The organism is Bovifimicola ammoniilytica (assembly GCF_025567085.1).
GTDB lineage: Bacteria > Bacillota > Clostridia > Lachnospirales > Lachnospiraceae > Bovifimicola > Bovifimicola ammoniilytica.
This window is the reverse complement of record NZ_JAOQJN010000004.1, coordinates 266,349-286,182: the sequence shown is the minus strand read 5'-3', so window position 1 is coordinate 286,182 and position 19,834 is coordinate 266,349. Positions and strand designations below refer to the sequence as shown.

The window sequence follows — 19,834 nt, the reverse complement described above, 5'->3', positions numbered from 1 at the left end:
ATAAAATATTTAGCCGAACACAAGGAATTCTCACCTATTCCATAACTGTCCGGCTATAATAAATTAATTAAGTTCTGTTTTATCTTTCTTGGCAGATGATGTTCTCTTAGGCTGAACTTCTTTCATTTCCTGAATTCTTGTCTCTAATCTTATAACATCTTTCTGAAGTTCACTTAACTGCTTCTTTAAATCTTCTGACTCTTTTTCGCCTGTCTCAATCTTAATCTGTGCAGCTATCAATTCGTGTTTAATCTCATACAGTTGTTTATCTTTATTCTCTAATTCTGTTTCTAATGTATCAGCCTGCTTTTTCGCCTTGAAATAATCATCTGCAATATTCAAATCAAGAAGGGCTTTCTGAACATCAATATTCTGCCTCTTATAGGCTTCATCTTGCTTAAACTCACTTATCTTATTATTAATATAAGCAGCAACTTTCTGTAAATACTCCTCGCTTTCGTATCCACTAAGTGTAAATATTTTGCCGTCTATTATTACTTCAGTATTGTTTTTTGAGGACATTTATTGTTCTCTCCCTTCTGTTTTCATATCTTATATTGCTTAGTTAATTATACCTTATTATGGGTAAATTACAAGTATTAATTATAGCTAAGTCCTAAATGGTCATATGCTGCCTGTGTTACCATTCTTCCTCTCGGTGTACGATTTATAAGTCCATTTTGCAACAAATATGGTTCGTACACGTCTTCAAGTGTACCTGTATCTTCACCAATTGATGCTGCTAGTGTCTCTAAACCGACTGGACCACCTGCAAATTTCTCAATAATTGTAAGCAAAATATTTCTATCTGCATTATCAAGTCCTAAAGTATCAACTTCTAACATATCAAGTGCTTTATTAGCAACTTCTCCGTCAATTATTCCATCATATTTAACTTCAGCATAATCTCTGACACGTTTTAATAGTCTGTTTGCAAGTCTTGGTGTACCTCTTGAACGTCTCGCAAGCTCCATTGCACCTTCGTCATCAATATCCACTTTTAATACATTTGCAGAACGTTTTATAATCATAAATAACTCATCAGGCGAATAGAATTCTAACTTGTTAATAAGGCCGAATCTGTCTCTTAAAGGTGCTGTAAGCATACCTGCCCTTGTTGTAGCACCAACTAATGTAAATCTTGGTAAATCTATTCTGATAGAACGTGCCGAAGCACCCTTTCCAATCATAATATCTATGGCATAATCTTCCATTGCTGGATATAATACTTCTTCAACCTGACGGTTTAGTCTGTGAATTTCATCAATAAACAGAACATCACCCTCACTTAAGTTATTAAGTATTGCCGCAATATCTCCCGGTTTCTCAATTGCAGGTCCCGATGTGATTTTAAGATTAACATTCATCTCATTTGCAATAATTCCTGCTAAGGTAGTCTTACCAAGTCCCGGTGGTCCATATAGAAGAGTATGGTCTAAAGATTCTCCTCGCCTCTTAGCTGCATTTATAAATATTTTCAAATTCTCTTTAGCTTTTGTCTGTCCGATATAATCATCTAAAAGCTGTGGACGTAAATTATTCTCTAATGCAATTTCCTCTTTTTCTAATTCAGTATTAATAATTCTCTTTTTCGAAGTATTACTCACTTTTCTTCATGCCTTTCCGTACGCTTTTCATTGTCTATATATTTTTTAATGCAATCTTGATAAGCTCACTTGTATTTCCAATATCTGTTTTCGATGCATATGCCTTTTTAATTGCAGATAAAGCCTGTGATGATGAATAACCAAGTGCAATAAGTGCATCCATTGCATCATTTTGTACTCCAGAATCACTATTATAATCTGTGTCTTCTTCCATATCTCCAGATATTCCAAAAGGATTGTCAAAATCTATCTTATCTCTTAATTCAAGAATAAGTTTTGAAGCAGTTTTGCCTCCAATTCCTGGTGCTTTGGCAATTGTCTTAGAATCATCTGCCATAATTGCAATCTTAAGTTCATCTATTGTAAGTGTTGATAATATTCCAAGTGCTCCCTTTGGACCTATTCCACTTACACCGATTATCTGTTTAAAAATATCTAATTCTTCTTTTAATAAAAAACCAAATAATGTCATACTATCTTCACGTACAGCCAGATATGTAAATACTTTTAAGTCTTTTCCCGTTTTACCAATCGAATTTACTAGTGATGATGGTACAAAAATATTATATCCGATACCATTACATTCTAATATTATCTTTGATTCCTCGATATCAACTACTGTTCCTTTTATAAATGAAATCATTATCTTTTTCTCCTGATATTTCTGTTCTAATTAATGTTTCTGCACCTGTTATAGATAAGCATTGCAATAATTCCGATGATTACGCCTGTTATAAGTCCTCCTATAATCATAAATGGCATATAATAACTGACGCTGTAAGTATCTGCAACAAAAGCTGCCATAATAAGCTGTGCAACATTATGTGTAACTCCGCCACACACACTTACTCCTAACATGCTCATATTTTTAATTTTCTTAATAAGAATCATTACAACGTAGCTTACTAAAGCACCAGCCATTGAAAAAATTATCGAAAATGCATTTCCAAATAATATTCCAACTACAAGTACTCTTATAATGTTAATGATTATCCCTGCCTTGTTGTCAATAAGATAAATTGCTAACACAATGACTATATTAGGCAGTCCTAACTTAATTCCCGGTATCCCGATATTTATCGGAATCAATGCTTCAATATAACTTATTATTATTGCAAATGCACTGAAAAGTCCAATATATGCAACACTTTCTGATTTATTTAATTGTTTCAAATTTTTCATAATTATATTTTATTATTATATCTTATTTTGCAACTCCATCTAATTCATTTTCAGAATCACTTACAATTTTCACTACTATTTTGTTTGGAACGCAAATGATTGTTTCATTAGCTTTAGAAATTGATTTATGTTTTACGCACACCTGATTCTTACAGGTTGCCTCTGAAATATTAACTTTTCCATTTTTAATAACCAATGTATTATGCTCATTGCCATTCGTTATCTCATACACTCCGTCTTTATCGATTGGAAATGTCTTATATAACTTTCCTGAAACTGTTATCTCCACGCCTGTTCCTTTTCTCGCATTTACAGAATTATAAATCAGAAAACATGTGGCAATTACTATAATTACACCAATTATTACTATATCCTTTTTTAATATTTTCATATATCACTCTGCATTTCTATATTGATTCATAAACAATCATAATTTTAACATTTATTATGAATATCATCAAGTATCTGTCAAATATTTTTGTTTGTCACATACAATTATAAATTCTAATGGTTGTATTATGCCTGCCATTGATATAAAATACTCATAATAATCTACATTTCTGAGCGAATTATTATGAGCACAGATAACTAAGCAGAAAGGAATTGTACTTTTGAATACTAGTAAGAAATCTAAATTAATTATAAAAACTTTTAAACCTGATGAATCAAATAATTCAAATAATTTTAATAACATTGGCAATTTCACAAAACATTTTACAATATTTACACTAATTATCTCACTCTTTACATGCATGATTTCTCTTACAGGCTGCAGTGACAGGAAATCTTCAGTAAGCGACACCGGATTTTATTTTGATACAGCAGTTACCATAACCCTTTATAATGCAAATGAAACAACTCTTAAAGAATGTTTTAAAATATGTGATAAATACGAAAAGATATTCAGTAATACCATAGAATCAAGTGATGTTTCCAAAATAAATGCCAATTCAAAATCAGGCAGATATACAACAGTAAGCGATGAAACTATTGAATTAATAAAAACCGGTATTCATTATGGTGACATTTCAAGTGGAAAATTTGATATTACCATTGGTTATCTAAGTGAACTATGGAATTTCTCCGGAGATTCTCCAAAAGTTCCAGACAATGCTTCCATAGAAAATATTATTACACATATAGATTATAACAATATCTCTATCAACGGAAATGAAGTCTTATTAAGAGATTCAGAAGCAAAACTAGATCTTGGTGGAATTGCAAAGGGATATATCGCCGACAAACTAAAAGAATATTTAAAAAAGCAGAACATTCCCAAAGGCATTATTAACCTTGGTGGAAATATTCTACTTATTGGAAGCAAACCTGATAATTCGAATTATAATATAGGTCTGCAGAAACCTTTCGGTTCAGATGATGATGTCATCGCCATTGTAAATGCCAATGATTTATCTATTATTACTTCGGGCATATATGAACGTTATTTCTATGAAAATGATAAGCTCTATCATCATATACTAAACACTTCATCAGGCTATCCTGAAGAAAACAATCTGCTTGCAGTAACTATCATTTCTAAAAGTTCTACAGATGGAGATGGACTTAGCACCTCTGCTTATCTTCTTGGTCTTGAAGACGGAATGAACTTAATAGAAAATACCAATGGTGTTGAGGCAGTTTTTATAGATAAGGATTATAAACTTCATCTGTCATCCGGCTTAAAGCTTAAAGATAATGTACTAACGCTGAAAAGTAAAGAATAATGCCGTCCTTAATTAATAACTAAAACTTCGGACTGGTGGCTTTCAAGTAAATTGCCAATGTATAACAAAATTGCTTATATAATTTTGGAACATATATAAGAATTACGTAAATTTGTCAGATGTGTGTTTTTGACTCAGGGTTTGTGTACATTCACCAGACAGACATTTAAGTTGAGTTGTACGACTATGGCATACGCACTCATAATTTCTTAACCTAGTAGGAGTAAATCGTGTGTATGTCATAGACGAACAACTCGATTTAATGTCTGGCTGTTGAATGAATACAAATAATCATAAGAGTCAAAAACATATATCGACAAATTCGTAATTCTTATAAAAGTGCCAATAATTATATAAGCAATTTGTTTACAATGATAATTTTAGAAAGCCACCAGTCCGAAGTTTTATCTGATAATTTTAACCGGGCATTTTTCTTTACATTTTCCGCAGTTAGTACATTTCGAATAATCTATATGTGCCAGATTATTTTCTACATGAATTGCATCGAATTCACAATTTCTTTCACATAATTTACAGCCTATACAGCCGGCCTGACAGACTGCTTTAACGTCTTTACCTTTATCATTAGAGTTACAGGCAACGAAGCATTTACTATCATATGGAACTAATTCTATAAGATGTTTTGGACATTCTTTTACGCATTTACCACAGGCAACGCATTTTTCTCTGTCAACTACTGCTATACCATTTTCTATATGTATAGCATCGAATTCACAGACTTTAACGCACGAACCAAAACCCATACAGCCAAATGTACACGCCTTTGGTCCGCCACCTGTTGAAAGTGCAGCCTGTTTACAGTCTTCGTTACCATAATAATTGAACTTATTACCTGCTTTCTCACAGGTTCCACTACATTTTACAAATGCTACATTTTTAGTAACTTCAACTTCACTGCCTATTATTTCAGCAATCTTTGCAGCGACTATAGCACCACCTACAGGACAGGCCGATGCTATAGCTTCGCCATTAGCAATTGCTTTAGCCAGAGCATCACAGCCTGCATATCCGCAGCCACCACAGTTATTACCCGGAAGTGCTTCTCTTATTGCTATTTCTTTTTCATCTGTTTTTACTTCAAAAGCCTTGCCTGCAAAGCCAAGAAGTAATCCAATTATTAATCCTGTGCCGCCTACTAGACAGGTGGCAATTATTATTCCTGTTATGTTCATTTGAAATTCCTCTCAATCTTAATTCAGGTGTCATTGTGCCAGAATCTTTTATTATAATTATAACAAACCGGAAAAACCAGAGAAAGCTATCGCCATAAGTCCTGCTGTTATAAGTACAATAGGCATTCCTTTTAATGCCGGCGATACATCGTTATATTCTATTTTTTCTCTGATTCCTGCCATAATAACAATGGAAACCGTAAAACCTACGGCAGTTCCAAAACCATTTATAACACTTTCAAGTATTCCATAACTATTCTGTACATTTAATAATGCAACACCTAAAACTGCACAGTTAGTTGTAATCAGTGGCAGATATACACCAAGTGCCTCGTATAGTGAGGGACTTAATTTCTTAAGTACCATTTCCACGAACTGTACTAATGCAGCTATAACTAATATAAATACGATTGTATTTAAGTAGGTCATCTTCGATGGTACTAAAATGCATTTATAAATAATACTTGTAAGCAATGATGATATAGTGATTACAAATATTACCGCTGCACCCATTCCTCCGGCAGTTTTGACTTTTTTAGAAACTCCTAAGAATGGACATAGTCCTAAGAACTGACTTAATACAACATTGTTTACAAGTGCTGCCGCAATGGCAATTATAAGTAATGATTTCATGTGATTAAGCCTCCTTTACTACTTCGTCAGTCCTGTCATCACATTGCTTATTACAATTTGAACAGTCTGAACAACATTTCATTTCTTTTGGTTTCTTTCCATGGGCAATTCTTATTTTATTCTGGATAGCAACTAATGTTGCAAGAACGAAGAATGCTCCCGGTGCTAAAGCTATTATCTTTATATTATAATTTTCCGGAATAACCCTGTTGCCTAAGATCGTTCCTGAGCCGATTAATTCCCTGAAAAAGCCAAGACAAGATAATCCAAATGTAAATCCGAGTCCCATTCCTATTCCGTCAAATATTGATGGCAATACAGGATTCTTAGAAGCATATGCTTCAGCTCTTCCTAAGATAATGCAGTTAACAACTATTAAAGGAATATATATTCCTAATGATGTATTAAGTGCAGGCAGATACGCCTGTAATAAGAACTGTACTATCGTAACAAAACTCGCAACAATAACAATAAATGCAGGCATTCTGACTTTATCAGGAATAACATTTCTAAGTAAAGCTATTATTGCATTCGATGCTGTTAAAACCACCATGGTTGTCATACCCATTCCAAAGCCGTTCTGTAATGATGATGTAACAGCAAGCGTAGGACACATACCTAACATAAGAACAAATGTAGGATTTTCTTTTATAATTCCATTATATAGACGTTCTAAACATTTATTCATTTAATTCGCCTCCATCACAAATTTGTATGCTAAAATTCCGGTATTTACTCCGTTAGTTACTGCATTAGTCGTAATTGTAGCTCCGCTGATTGCATCTATCTGATTATCAGCAGTTGCTCCATTCTTGGTATATTCAAAAGAATCAACTTTTCTGCCCTCGAACTGGCTCTTGAATTTATTCTCTTTTGCTTTCATACCAACACCTGCAGTTTCTTCAATAGATAAAAATGATACTCCGTTAATTGTACCATCACTCTGAATGCCTATTGTAAACTGGATATTTCCGCCATAACCTTCTTTATCTGTTACGGTAATTACGTATCCGACAACATTTTTGTCGCCATCTAATGCCTTAACTATTCCGTCAATATAAGCGATTGATGGTTTATATCCATTATCAGAGATATATGTCTCTAATTCTTTCTTATCATAATCCATCTCTTCAAATGAATCTGCTGCCTCAAATACCTTTTCATATGCTGTCTGCTTAGTTTTCTCTTCCTGCTTCTTTCTCGGCTCCTTAGTTATCTCATACACCGTTCCGAGAAGCAGACCTGCAATCAATGTAATCAGGAATAATTTAAGAGAATTTAACATAATTTCTTTCATTATTTTGAAGCCTCCTTTCCAAATGCTTTAGGAAATGTAGCTTTTTCAATCAATGGAACTAACAGATTACAGAATATAATTGCATACGATACTCCTTCAGGTGCTGCATTTGCCGTAGCAAGTAATCTGAATGCTCCTGTCAAAAGACCAAGACAGATTCCGTAGACTATTTTACCCTTTGGAGTAATCGGTGAAGTTACATAGTCAGTTGCCATAAACCATGCACCTAACATAAGTCCTCCGCCACATAACTGTGCTGCCACAAATTGCATATCCAGACCACCATGACAGACTGTATAAATCATTGCAAATATAGTAAATGTACCAATATAAAATACAGGTATCTTAAAATCAATAATACGTTTTACCAAAAGATAACATGCACCGATAAGTATCGCTAGTGTGGATGTCTCTCCAATAGTACCTGCAGTATTTCCGATAAACATCTTTAATACATCATAACTTCCACCATTTTTAATATTGTAAAGTGGTGTAGCTGTTGTCACTCCGTCAAGTGTGAACTTAGTCATTTGTCCCGTAAATGAAAGTAATAAAAAGCATCTTGCACCAAGAGCCGGATTCATAAAGTTCTGTCCAAGACCTCCAAATAACTGCTTTATAACCAATATTGCAAATATTGCACCTAATGCAGCTATCCATAAAGGGATTGTAGATGGTAAATTAAGTGCAAGTAAAAGTCCTGTTACGGCAGCACTTAAATCACCTATTGTTAGTTTTCGTTTCATTGCTTTCTCATAAATCGCTTCTGTAGCCACTGCAGCTAAAACAGTAACTACTATTACTGCTAATGCCCTGTAGCCAAAATTAAAAATACCAAACATGCTTGCAGGTATTAATGCAATTAATACGTCAAGCATTATTCCCGATGTCGTTGTATTGTCCCTGACATGGGGATTTGATGATACATTAAGCATTTCTTTCAAGTTTAACACCTCTGTTCTATTTTTTCTTACTTGCCAATACCTGTTTACGCATACTCTTTATTGCCTGGGTAAGATTTCTCTTAGCAGGACATATATAAGAGCAGCAGCCACATTCGCAGCATTCTAATCCATTATATTTAACAAAGTTCTCCATATCTCCGCGTTCAGAGAATTCAGCCAGTCTTGTAGGAATAATCCTGCCTGGACAGACACTTACACATCTGCCACAATTTATACAATTTGTCTCTTTTACTTTGGACAACGGATCTTTTACGTAGCATAATAATGCTGAAGAAGTCTTAGTTACCGGAACATCTATTGTACTTATAGCCATTCCCATCATAGGACCGCCTGAAATAATCTTCTCTGGTTCTTCTTTAAAGCCGCCTGCCGCATCTATTAATTCACTGTGATTTGTACCTGTTCTTACTAAGAAGTTATGTGGTTCATTAATCGCATCACCGGTAACTGTTATAACCCTCTTAATAAGCGGTCTGCCATCAATTACGGCAGATTTTATGGCAAATACTGTATCGACATTATCAACTACACATCCAGCATCAGCCGGAAGCATTGATGAATTAATCTTTCTTCCGGTTACTGCGTTGATTAACATTCTTTCTGCCCCTTGAGGATATTTTGTATACAAGGTCTTAATCTCTATTCTATCTTCTGACTTAACAAGTTCTTTTAATTTAGCTATTGCATCAAGTTTATTATCTTCTACAGCAATAATTCCCTTAGCATTGTCAAATAATTTAAGCATAACCTTAAGGCCAACTATGACAACCTCTGGTTCTTCTATAAGTCTTCGATAATCCGATGTAAGATATGGCTCACATTCTGCACCATTTACTATAACATAGTCAATTTTATCAGGTTCTTTCGGAGATAACTTAACATTAGTGGGGAATCCTGCACCACCCATACCTACGATACCTGCTTTTTTAACAAGTTCTACTATCTCTTCCTTGCTTAATTCTTCTAAACTCTTTGGCTTTTCGAATTCAACTTCATCGAACTTGCCATCATTTTCTATAATTATACAAGTAGCCTTACTTCCATTTACTAGCATTCTAGGCTCAATAGCTTTAACTTTTCCTGAAACTGATGAATGGACATTTGCAGAAATAAACCCTGATGCCTCGCCTATCAGTTGCCCTGTCAGTACATAATCCCCCACATTTACAACAGGCTTTGCAGGTGCTCCTATATGCTGTGACATAGATATGGCTACATCGCCCTTTGGAAAATATTCAACAATGGCTTTATCCTTTGACAATTCTTTGCCCTCGTAAGGATGAATACCACCTTTGAACGTTAATAACGACATTTGAAATCCCTCTTTTCTAGTTTTAAATCATTATATAATTTTAATATAATTTAGCATAAAATACAACTTTAAAATACATCTTGTTAGCAAATTTAATATATGATATTTTATATGTATTAAAGTGTCAGAAATGGAGACTTAATATGATTACGAGAAAAGATACATCCCAAATAAAAATATTATATGATATACAACAACATTTTGGTAATAAAAGAATATGCTTTTTCGATATTGAAACCACAGGTTTTAGCAGATTAAAAAATACGATATATTTAATAGGTGTCGTATACTACGATAATCATTCTCTTAAATCAATACAATGGTTTGATGATGACGGACATTCTGAACAGGAAATTATTTCAGAATTTATAACATTTATTAAAGATTTTGATGTAGTAATTAATTATAATGGAAATTCTTTTGATATTCCTTTTATTGAAGCCAAGGCGGAATTCTATGAATTACAGTTTAGTTTTGATAATTTTATCTCATATGATATTTATAAAGAGGTATTTAGTTACCGTTTCTTCTTCGGACTTGATAATCTTAAGCAGAAATCTTTAGAACTCTTTCTTAAGATTCAAAGAGATGATGAATATGATGGTGGACGACTGATTCAGATTTATTATGATTATTTAAAGAGACCAACTAAAGATTATTTAGAACTTCTTCTCCTGCATAATTACGATGATATATATGGTCTGGTAAAAATCTGTGATATTTTGTCATATGTAAGCATTATAAAGGGTGATTATACCATTACAGATTATGAATGTAACGAAAATCTTATAATAAACTGCCACCTTAATAACCGCCTAAAAGTTCCTTTTTCCATAAGAAAAGACAATATTTATATAAGTGCCGGCAATGATATACTTAAAATTCTTATACCTTTAGAAGAAAAATGTCTTAAATATTTTTATACAAATTATAAAGACTATTATTATCTTCCTGACGAAGATATGGCAATACATAAATCAGTTGCCCAGTTTGTGGATAAAGGACATAGAACCAAAGCTAAAAAAGACAATTGCTATACTAAGAAAACCGGAGTTTTCGCTAGAGAATTTTCGGAAATATTTAAACCGGCTTTTAAAGAAGAGTCTAATTCCAAGGAATTTTATTTTGAAATAAATGATTTTTATAACATAATTAATAATAATAACAATAATATCGGCAATACTACTAATGTTAATGCTAACGACAATTCCAATAGTAATTTTGATAATAATCCAAATAATTTATCAGAATTATATACTTATGTAAATGACATTATCAAAAATATAAGCCGTAAACACTGAGAGGACTACCCTTTAACAGGTAGCCCTCTTAACATCAATTCAGATAGATTAGATTAAATTATCCTCTTGAAGCCATTTCTCTTTCCTGTGCTTCAATCATCTTTTTAACCATATATCCACCTACTGAACCATTCTGTGCGGAAGTAAGATTACCATTATAACCATCTGACAAAGGAACACCAATTTCATTTGCTACTTCCATTTTGAATTTGTTCATAGCACTTTTTGCTTCTGGTACTGATGTTTTGTTTGAACTTGTGTTATTCATAATTAAACCTCCATATATTTTACTGGTTTTGATGTTACAGTAATATTATGTGGAGGTATTTCAAATATAAACTGGTAAGTTTTAGTAATTTGCTTAAACTTACCAGTTTTCTTTGAAATACTCTACTATTTTAACAAAGTTCATAAAATGGGAAGCCTTTACTAAAATGGTATCATCTTTTTTGATTATGCGTGGTAATTCAGAAACTAAATCATCTAATTTATCAAAATAATAGATTTTTCTGTCAAAATGTTGTTTCTCTAACTCTAAAAATGCATTATTCATTAATTTACCGGCTAATACTACTACGTCTATGTCAGTATTAATGATATAATCTCCGATTTCCTTATGCATTTTATCTTCATTAGCACCTAATTCTCCCATATCACCAAGGATTGCAACTTTTCTGCCTGTCGCATAATTAAGTACATCGATACTTGCACGCATTGATACAGGATTAGCATTATAACAGTCATCTATTACAGTTATTCCATCTAATTCTAATATATTATTTCGTCCTGATACAGGTTTTAATTTTTCTATTCCACTTTCTATCTCATTATCTTTAAGTCCAAATATTTTACCGACACATACGGCTGCAAGTGCATTATAGACCATATGTTTACCCGGTATATTAATCAATGCATTTATAGTAGAATCTTTGTAGTGGATATCGCATTTTATTCCTTTTATTCCAAAATTTTCGATATTGTCTGCATATATTTTGCTCTCTTTATTATCAATACCGTAAAAATATGGTTTTATACCATTATATTCAGAAATTGTACTTAATTTATCGTCATCACCATTTAATACTATTGATGCATCTTCAGAAATATTTTTAAACATCTCTGTCTTGGCTTTAAGTATTCCGTCTCTGGTTTTGAGATTCTCTAAATGGCATAAACCAATGTTAGTAATTACAGCCACATCAGGCTGTGCAATTTCAGAAAGTCTTGTCATTTCGCCAAAATCACTGATTCCCATTTCAAGTACAGCAATCTCATGTTCTTCTCTTATCCTGAAAATTGTGAGAGGAAGTCCTAGTTCATTATTAAAGTTTCCTTCTGTTTTTAATACATTATATTTTTCAGATAAAACTGAATATATCATCTCTTTAGTGCTTGTTTTACCAACACTTCCCGTTATTCCGACAACTTTAATATCTAAGCCCTTGCGGTAGAATTTCGCAATATTTTTTATGGCAACTAATGAGCTTTCGACTAATATATATGGTTTATCGATATCTAATTTCCGTTCAGATATTACACACAATGCACCTGCTTCATAAGCTGAATTAATGAAACTGTGTCCATCAACTCGTGCACCTTTTATCGCTACAAATAATGAATCTTTCGTAACTTTTCTATTATCCGTAACTATATCACTCACTTCTCTTTTAGATAATTCTTCTGAATCACAGAACAATCTTCCATTACATGCTTTAGCAACATTTTCTAATGTAAGGTTTCTCATACTAACTCCATTTCCAAGTGTTCTATCTATCACTCTCTTTAATCAATTTCTCACATAAATCAGGAAAGCTGATTCCAATAGCTGCTGCCTCCTGTGGAAGAAGGCTTGTTGGTGTCATTCCTGGTAAAGTATTTGCCTCTAAGCAATATATATTATCATTATCATCACTTAAGAAATCTATTCTACTATATGCATCCAGATTAAGAACCTTGCTTGCATGTACTGCTTCAGCCTGCATTTTTTCAGTTAATTCTGCACTAATTTGTGCCGGGCATACATCTTTAGTCATTCCAGGCTGATATTTATTCTTATAATCATAAAATCCCTCTAAAGGAATAATTTCAATAATAGGAAGTGCCTTGCCACCTATTACACCAATTGAGAATTCTCTGCCCTTAATATATTCTTCCACAACAACATTATCTTCAAACGAAAATGCTTCTTCTAGTGCTTTTAAAAATTCTTCTTCACTATTTGATATCGAAACACCGATACTTGAGCCTCCACAACAAGGCTTAACAACGCATGGGAATGCAATTTCAGCTTTCTTTAATTTCTCCACATAATTATTATTATCATTTTTAGATAAAAGAATTCCCTTAGGTGTAGGAACATTATTGTATACAAATAACTGTTTTGTCATTCCTTTATCCATTGCAAGTGCACTTCCTAAATATCCTGTGCCTGTATATTTAACGCCACATAAATCAAGTGTTGCCTGAACTTTTCCATCTTCTCCGTTTGCACCATGAAGAGCCATAAATACAACATCTGCACTCATACATATATCAAGTACATTATCCCCGAAAAATCTCCTTCTACTGCTCTTCATTTCCGTAACTTCACTATTAAGCGAGGAAATGTGTTCTATTTCTCTATCTAAATCATATTCTCCTGAGAAGAAATTATCTTTATTAACTTTATCATTTTTATATGTTCCAAAGAAAACATCTAATACTCTTGCGTTATGTCCTTTTTCTCTAAGTGCATCACACACCATCTTACCAGTAACAATGGATACTTCTCTTTCTGTACTTGTTCCTGCACATAAAACAACTATATTCATACAAATACCTTGTACAATCATATATCTTCATATGAATCTGACTGTACATTTATCCTTTCTATATATCATATTCATCAATTAATATATTACTATATCATCATTAATTTTTTTGTCAATAAATTCATATCCATCATTAATAAATTCATCCACAGCCTTTTCGGCATTTTTTAAAATTTTAGCATCTGTATAAATATCAGCAATTTCAAAACCGATATCTCCACTTTGGCGTATTCCAAAGAAATCGCCCGGTCCTCTTAGTTTGAGGTCCTCAGAAGCAATATAGAATCCATCATTAGATTTATTTAAAATATTTAGCTTATCAAGTTTCTCTTTATTCTGCGAAGCGCTTACAAATATACAATAAGACTGGTATTTTCCTCGTCCCACACGACCTCTTAACTGATGCAATGCAGACAGACCAAACCTTTCTGCATTTTCGACCATCATTATCGTTGCATTCGGCACATTAATTCCTACCTCTATTACAGTTGTCGATACTAAGACATTTATCTCATTTTTCTCGAATTTACTGATAATTTCATTTTTCAAATCTGACTTCATTTTACCATGCAGATATGAAACCTTAATATCATCCGGCAATATCTTAGATAAATTATCAGCATAATCTATTACATTTTCAGCTTCTAAGGTATCACTTTCCTCTACCATCGGACATATTATATATGCCTGTCTGCCTGAATGTACCTCTTTCTCAATAAATCTGTATGCATTCGGGCGATATTCCTTAGTTACAACACAGTTTTTTATCGATAGTCTGTTAGCGGGGAGTTCATCGATAACGGAAATATCCATATCCCCATATAGAATAATTGCAAGTGTTCTTGGTATCGGTGTCGCACTCATTACCATCACATGAGGTTTTAATCCTTTTTCCATAAGCAAAGATCGTTGTACCACACCAAATCTATGCTGTTCGTCTATAACTACCAGTGAAAGATTATTATAGACTACTTTTTCCTGAAATGCTGCATGTGTACCTATAATTAGTCTAGCCTCACCTGATTCAATCATATCATAGGCAATATGTTTCTGCTTGGCAGTAAGTGAACCTGTAAGCAATACAACTTTGTAATCCAAATCATTTTCTTCTAATAAATTAATCATATCTTCATAATGTTGACTTGCAAGCACCTCTGTCGGTGCCATAATTACTGACTGTAAACCTGCCGCTGCAAAATCAATCATCGTCAAAAATGCCACTATCGTCTTACCTGAGCCTACATCACCTTGTATAAGTCTCTGCATTACATATTCCCCTGAAATGTCACTTCGTATTTCATTAATTACTTTTCTCTGTGCAGATGTAAGGCTATATGGCAGCTTTTCAATGATACTGTCTGACATCTGAAAATTATTAATTATATATTGGTTTACTACCTGAATCTCTTTTGCCTTTAACATCTTCATCTTATATATAAACGCAAAAAATTCATCAAATACAAGACGTTTTCTAGCTGCTGCCATACATTCAAAATCTTTTGGAAAATGTATATTTCTGATTGCATAATCCATATCACACAAATCATACTTTGCCTTGTAATCATCAGATAAATAATCTGTTATAGTTTTAACCTCTAAAAGATTATTTATAATCTTTGAAATCTGGTTATTTGTAATGCCTTTAGTAAGTCCATAAAGTGGCTGCATCGAATTAAGCTTCTCTTCATATTTCGCCATAGTAAATATCTCAGGCTGCTCCATTACAGGAATACCATTTACTCTGTTAATTCTGCCTCTGAATATAAATCTCATCGAATATTTTATTGTTGACCTCAGAAAAGGCATATTAAACCATGTTACTTTAATCATTTTATTATTAGCATCTTTAATATTTGTCGTAACCACGGTAAGATTCTTCATATGTTTTATCTCTATATTCTTAGTGACCACACCATCTATGGCAACGATTAATTTATTATCTATATCCTCAATCAATATCGGTTTCTCATATATATCATAATTTCTAGGATAGTACCTTAGCAACTCATCCGAATCATTAATTCCTAATTTATTTAAAAGTGCAACAGTTTTCTCACCTACACCCTTTATTTTTGTTAATTCCATTAAGAATCCTCCTTGCATTCTTATCATTGCAATTATATAATAGTAACATACACAATGATTTCACATCACTTGTTATCTTTGTGCCATTATATCACGTATTTAATTTATGCGAAAGGTAAGATATAACATTGAATAATGGAAAAAAATTATTACTGACAATATTTTTATTATTTATAGCTGTAATATTTCTGATTGTAATAATAATCAGATTAAATATTCCAGATAACCGTCTGGTTAGATTTGAGAATAATTCTAACCCCATCAATGGTAATATAATAAATAACACTTCTAATCCAGATGCAAATAATTCTAATAATAATTCAGATTTAGATAGCTCTGATAATGTTAATTCTACTAATCCTGTTAATAATAGAAATACAAATTCCGGCAATAAAACTGATATTAGTTCCAATGGTTCTGATAGTAATTATTTAGCTGATGATAATTATTCTAATCTTGATAATGTTTTGGCTGATGATAATGTTTCTAAACATCTCAATAACTCATTATTTGTCGGTGATTCAAGAACTGATGGCATCAGAAGGTTCACCGGAGCATCTAAATTCGCATCATTTTGTTGTGATGTCGGAATCACCATTGATAAGCTTACAGAAGATACATTCTTCATTAACGGAGAGAATCTGGGACTATATGAAGCCATAAGCAAATATAAATATGATAATATATACTTATCCATTGGTTATAATGAATTAGGTTGGAAATATGAAGATACATTTATAGAAAAATATAAAGTATTAATTAATAAAATCAAAGAAATCAGTCCCGAATCACATATTAATATAATGGCAATTTTTCATATCTCTTCTGATGCAAAAGTTAATAACGAATCAGAAAATAATGAACGAATCGATTTATTTAATAATAAGATTCGAAATATGTGTTCAGAGACAGATACCACATACATAGATTTAAACAGTTATTTCATTGATGAAAATGGTTTTCTTAAATCTGAATCTACAACAGATGGAATACATTTTACCAGTGACTATTATAAGAAATATTTATATAGACTCATTACTCAGTAAATAATTTCTATTCTATAGTTCTGTTTTAACCAACACACTTTGTCGTATATTTCTAGTCTGTATAGTTCTCTATAATTCTAAATTAAAAGGTCATATATTATATTTTCTCTATTTTTAGAAAATTAAAATATATGACCTCTGTTTATTTTATATTATTTATTTTAAATTCAAGTTATCCAATTATCATAATCTTATTCTACTGAAATAATATAATAATATATTGGCTGTCCGCCACAATTCAAATCGACTTCAACATCCGGATACAGACTTTCGATTTTCTCGCTAAGCTCATTAGCTGCTTCTTCATCTACATCTGCACCATAGTAAATGCTTATTATCTCCGAATCGTCATCTACCAAATTAGATACCATATCAACTGTAGTCTTAAATAAATCTGTACCTACAGAAATAATACCATTATCACCAATACCCATTATGTCATTTTCTTTGATCTCTTTATCATCAATTACAGTATCTCTTACAGCATAAGTTACTGAACCAGTCTTAACCTTAGACATCTCTTCAATCATTTTTTCAGCATTTGTCTTAGAATCAGTATCCTGAACATAGTTAATAATAGCTGTAATACCCTGTGGAACTGTCTTAGATGGGATAACTATAATTTCCTTGTCTTCTGTTAAATTTCTTGCCTGTTCTGCAGCAAGTATAATATTCTTATTATTAGGTAATACAAATATTGTATCTGCATTTACCTTATCAATCGCATTAAGAACATCTTCTGTGCTTGGGTTCATGGTCTGACCGCCCTCGATAATCTCATCAACTCCAAGTCCTGAAAGAATCTCATTCATTCCCTCACCAATTGAAACTGCTATAAATCCAACTGGTTTTCTTGGTTCGTCTGCCTTCTTGACTTCTTCATCTTTCTGTTTAGCTGCTAATTTCTCGGCATCTTTGATTAATTTTTCCTGATGTTCTTCGCGCATATTATCAATTTTCATCTTAGTTAAAGAACCAAATGTTAAAGCTTTCTGAATTGCAAGACCAGGATCATTGGTATGTACATGAACCTTTACAATGTCATCATCAGAAACTAAAACAATAGAATCACCAATTGACTCTAAATATGCTTTGAACTCGTGTTCTTTCTCCATATTATACTCTTTCTCAAGCATAATAATGAATTCAGTACAATATCCGTACTTAATATCATAAGTTTCAGGAACTTCATTTGTTGCTGCTGCTTTTGCAGGTGTACCCTCTATAGTAGATAAGTCAATTTCCTTACCCATAAATGCATCATATGCACCTTTTATAACCTGCATAAGTCCCTGTCCACCTGAATCAACAACACCTGCCTGTTTTAATACTGGAAGCATCTCTGGTGTCTGGCTGAGTACATAATCACCATGTTTGATTATCTCATCAATCATATATTCAAGGTCATCTGTTTCAAGAACAACTTCTTTTGCTTTTTCAGCCATACCTTTTGCAACTGTAAGGATTGTTCCCTCCTTAGGCTTCATAACGGCTTTATATGCTGTCTCAACTGCACGTTCACATGCATTTGCCAAAACTACTGCATCAATAGTTTCAAAAGCTTTAATCTCTTTTGTAAATCCTCTGAAAAGCTGTGAAAGAATAACACCTGAGTTACCACGCGCACCTCTTAAGGAACCCGAAGAAATAGCCTTAGCTAATGTCTCCATTGTTGGATTATCTATTCCGCTAACTTCTTTTGCAGCAGACATTATCGTTAATGTCATATTCGTTCCTGTATCACCATCTGGAACAGGGAATACATTTAACTCATTAATCCATTCTTTCTTTGCTTCAAGATTCTTAGCACCTGCTAAAAACATTTTCTGCAAAGTCTTTCCATCTATACTTGTTACCACAATTAAAATCCTCCTTAAGATTAGTCTATTACACGTACGCCTTCTACAAAGATATTAATCTTCTTAACGGAAAGGCCGGTAATTTCTTCTACCTGATATTTTACATTTGACACAAGATTATCAGCAACTGCTGAAATACTGACTCCATATGCAACTATTACATGAAAATCAATAGTAAGATTATTATCTTCATCTACTTCTACATTAATTCCTTTAGCAAGATTTTCACGTTTAACTAATTTAACAATACCATCAGCTACACTGACAGTTGCCATCCCAACGATACCAAAACACTCTATTGCAATTGTACCTGCACATTTAGCAATAACTGCGTTATCAATATAAACATCTCCAAGATTGGAATTTAATTTACCTTTCATACTTCCTCCGTTCCTCATACATGCATAAAATGTATGAAAATGAATTTAATAACAATCAAGTATAAATTAGGAAATTGCAAATATGCGTAAAAACCTAATTTAATGTTATGGTGATATTATATCATCTTTTTTCAAAAAATAAAGTACAAAATTCAAAAAATGCTTGCATATTTATTGCTAATCTGTTAAAATATCATTCGTGTTAGGTCTAAAAGACCAAATGTACGCTTAAGGAGGTGCTTAGGAATGGCAAAATGTGAAATTTGTAATAAAGGTGCTCACTTCGGAAACGCAGTTAGTCACTCAAATAGAAAAACAAGTAAAATGTGGAAATCAAACGTTAAATCTGTAAAGGTTAACCTTAACGGAGCAGCTAAAAAGATGTATGTTTGTACTTCATGCTTAAAATCAGGCTTTGTTGAAAGAGCTTAATTATTTGA

Annotated in this window: 21 protein-coding genes; 4 read left to right on the top strand and 17 right to left on the bottom strand. The window is 32.7% G+C overall.

All coding sequences use genetic code 11. The annotated features are described in order from the left end of the window. Positions 1–63 precede the first annotated feature (63 nt). From zapA to OCV48_RS07035, 5 genes are all read right to left on the bottom strand, one after another. Positions 64–522: a cell division protein ZapA gene (gene zapA, locus OCV48_RS07055; protein ID WP_021981849.1), complete on the bottom strand. Its 459-nt coding sequence runs from the start codon at positions 520–522 to the stop codon at positions 64–66. A gap of 77 nt (positions 523–599) precedes the next feature. Continuing rightward, positions 600–1,607: a Holliday junction branch migration DNA helicase RuvB gene (ruvB, locus tag OCV48_RS07050; protein ID WP_021981850.1), complete on the bottom strand. Its 1,008-nt coding sequence runs from the start codon at positions 1,605–1,607 to the stop codon at positions 600–602. Between the two features lie 34 nt (positions 1,608–1,641). Then, on the bottom strand, positions 1,642–2,250 hold the full coding sequence (gene ruvA / locus OCV48_RS07045; RefSeq protein ID WP_021981851.1) for a Holliday junction branch migration protein RuvA: 609 nt from the start codon (positions 2,248–2,250) through the stop codon (positions 1,642–1,644). 26 nt (positions 2,251–2,276) lie between these two features. Then, positions 2,277–2,789: a Gx transporter family protein gene (locus OCV48_RS07040; protein WP_147591489.1), complete on the bottom strand. Its 513-nt coding sequence runs from the start codon at positions 2,787–2,789 to the stop codon at positions 2,277–2,279. 22 nt (positions 2,790–2,811) lie between these two features. Beyond that, entirely contained in the window at positions 2,812–3,180 is a 369-nt protein-coding gene (locus tag OCV48_RS07035) for a NusG domain II-containing protein (RefSeq protein WP_021981853.1), read from the bottom strand. 220 nt (positions 3,181–3,400) lie between these two features. Here OCV48_RS07035 and OCV48_RS07030 point away from each other — a divergent pair, with 220 nt between their 5' ends. Next, on the top strand, positions 3,401–4,513 hold the full coding sequence (locus OCV48_RS07030; RefSeq protein ID WP_262559330.1) for an FAD:protein FMN transferase: 1,113 nt from the start codon (positions 3,401–3,403) through the stop codon (positions 4,511–4,513). 404 nt (positions 4,514–4,917) lie between these two features. Here OCV48_RS07030 and OCV48_RS07025 read toward each other — a convergent pair whose 3' ends face one another. From OCV48_RS07025 to rsxC, 6 genes are read right to left on the bottom strand one after another with little or no spacing between them, the layout of a single operon-like run. Then, a complete protein-coding gene (locus OCV48_RS07025; protein ID WP_021981855.1) occupies positions 4,918–5,706 on the bottom strand; it encodes an RnfABCDGE type electron transport complex subunit B in 789 nt (262 codons plus the stop codon). A gap of 57 nt (positions 5,707–5,763) precedes the next feature. Further along, the gene (gene rsxA, locus OCV48_RS07020; protein ID WP_147591488.1) at positions 5,764–6,339 is read right to left on the bottom strand and encodes an electron transport complex subunit RsxA; all 576 of its coding nucleotides are present in this window, start codon (positions 6,337–6,339) and stop codon (positions 5,764–5,766) included. Between the two features lie 4 nt (positions 6,340–6,343). Beyond that, the gene (gene rsxE, locus OCV48_RS07015; RefSeq protein WP_147591487.1) at positions 6,344–7,027 is read right to left on the bottom strand and encodes an electron transport complex subunit RsxE; all 684 of its coding nucleotides are present in this window, start codon (positions 7,025–7,027) and stop codon (positions 6,344–6,346) included. Further along, the gene (locus OCV48_RS07010; RefSeq protein ID WP_021981858.1) at positions 7,028–7,636 is read right to left on the bottom strand and encodes an RnfABCDGE type electron transport complex subunit G; all 609 of its coding nucleotides are present in this window, start codon (positions 7,634–7,636) and stop codon (positions 7,028–7,030) included. Beyond that, entirely contained in the window at positions 7,636–8,580 is a 945-nt protein-coding gene (locus OCV48_RS07005; RefSeq protein WP_147591486.1) for an RnfABCDGE type electron transport complex subunit D, read from the bottom strand. The genes OCV48_RS07010 and OCV48_RS07005 overlap by 1 nt, the downstream gene beginning before the upstream one ends. A gap of 16 nt (positions 8,581–8,596) precedes the next feature. Next, positions 8,597–9,913 (bottom strand): electron transport complex subunit RsxC, encoded by a 1,317-nt coding sequence (gene rsxC, locus OCV48_RS07000; RefSeq protein ID WP_147591485.1) that lies wholly within the window; start codon positions 9,911–9,913, stop codon positions 8,597–8,599. Between the two features lie 143 nt (positions 9,914–10,056). Here rsxC and OCV48_RS06995 point away from each other — a divergent pair, with 143 nt between their 5' ends. Beyond that, positions 10,057–11,214 carry a ribonuclease H-like domain-containing protein gene (locus tag OCV48_RS06995; protein ID WP_021981861.1) on the top strand — a complete coding sequence of 386 codons (1,158 nt, stop codon included), beginning with the start codon at positions 10,057–10,059 and terminating at the stop codon, positions 11,212–11,214. A gap of 58 nt (positions 11,215–11,272) precedes the next feature. Here OCV48_RS06995 and OCV48_RS06990 read toward each other — a convergent pair whose 3' ends face one another. From OCV48_RS06990 to recG, 4 genes are all read right to left on the bottom strand, one after another. Continuing rightward, the gene (locus tag OCV48_RS06990) at positions 11,273–11,482 is read right to left on the bottom strand and encodes an alpha/beta-type small acid-soluble spore protein (RefSeq protein WP_021981862.1); all 210 of its coding nucleotides are present in this window, start codon (positions 11,480–11,482) and stop codon (positions 11,273–11,275) included. Positions 11,483–11,581: 99 nt separating this feature from the next. After that, positions 11,582–12,991, bottom strand: a complete 1,410-nt coding sequence (locus tag OCV48_RS06985) for a UDP-N-acetylmuramoyl-tripeptide--D-alanyl-D-alanine ligase (protein ID WP_394803244.1) — start codon at positions 12,989–12,991, stop codon at positions 11,582–11,584. After that, positions 12,981–14,024 (bottom strand): D-alanine--D-alanine ligase family protein, encoded by a 1,044-nt coding sequence (locus OCV48_RS06980; protein ID WP_021981864.1) that lies wholly within the window; start codon positions 14,022–14,024, stop codon positions 12,981–12,983. The genes OCV48_RS06985 and OCV48_RS06980 overlap by 11 nt, the downstream gene beginning before the upstream one ends. A 78-nt stretch (positions 14,025–14,102) precedes the next feature. Then, positions 14,103–16,109 carry an ATP-dependent DNA helicase RecG gene (gene recG / locus OCV48_RS06975; RefSeq protein WP_147591484.1) on the bottom strand — a complete coding sequence of 669 codons (2,007 nt, stop codon included), beginning with the start codon at positions 16,107–16,109 and terminating at the stop codon, positions 14,103–14,105. Between the two features lie 128 nt (positions 16,110–16,237). Between recG and OCV48_RS06970 the strand changes: the two genes are divergently transcribed. Next, positions 16,238–17,155: a GDSL-type esterase/lipase family protein gene (locus OCV48_RS06970; protein ID WP_262559326.1), complete on the top strand. Its 918-nt coding sequence runs from the start codon at positions 16,238–16,240 to the stop codon at positions 17,153–17,155. Between the two features lie 191 nt (positions 17,156–17,346). Here OCV48_RS06970 and OCV48_RS06965 read toward each other — a convergent pair whose 3' ends face one another. Together OCV48_RS06965 and OCV48_RS06960 are read right to left on the bottom strand one after the other, a co-directional pair. Next, a complete protein-coding gene (locus tag OCV48_RS06965; RefSeq protein WP_147591482.1) occupies positions 17,347–19,017 on the bottom strand; it encodes a DAK2 domain-containing protein in 1,671 nt (556 codons plus the stop codon). A gap of 17 nt (positions 19,018–19,034) precedes the next feature. Then, positions 19,035–19,394, bottom strand: a complete 360-nt coding sequence (locus tag OCV48_RS06960; RefSeq protein ID WP_021981868.1) for an Asp23/Gls24 family envelope stress response protein — start codon at positions 19,392–19,394, stop codon at positions 19,035–19,037. Between the two features lie 246 nt (positions 19,395–19,640). Between OCV48_RS06960 and rpmB the strand changes: the two genes are divergently transcribed. Continuing rightward, a complete protein-coding gene (gene rpmB, locus OCV48_RS06955) occupies positions 19,641–19,826 on the top strand; it encodes a 50S ribosomal protein L28 (protein WP_021981869.1) in 186 nt (61 codons plus the stop codon). Positions 19,827–19,834: the final 8 nt, after the last annotated feature.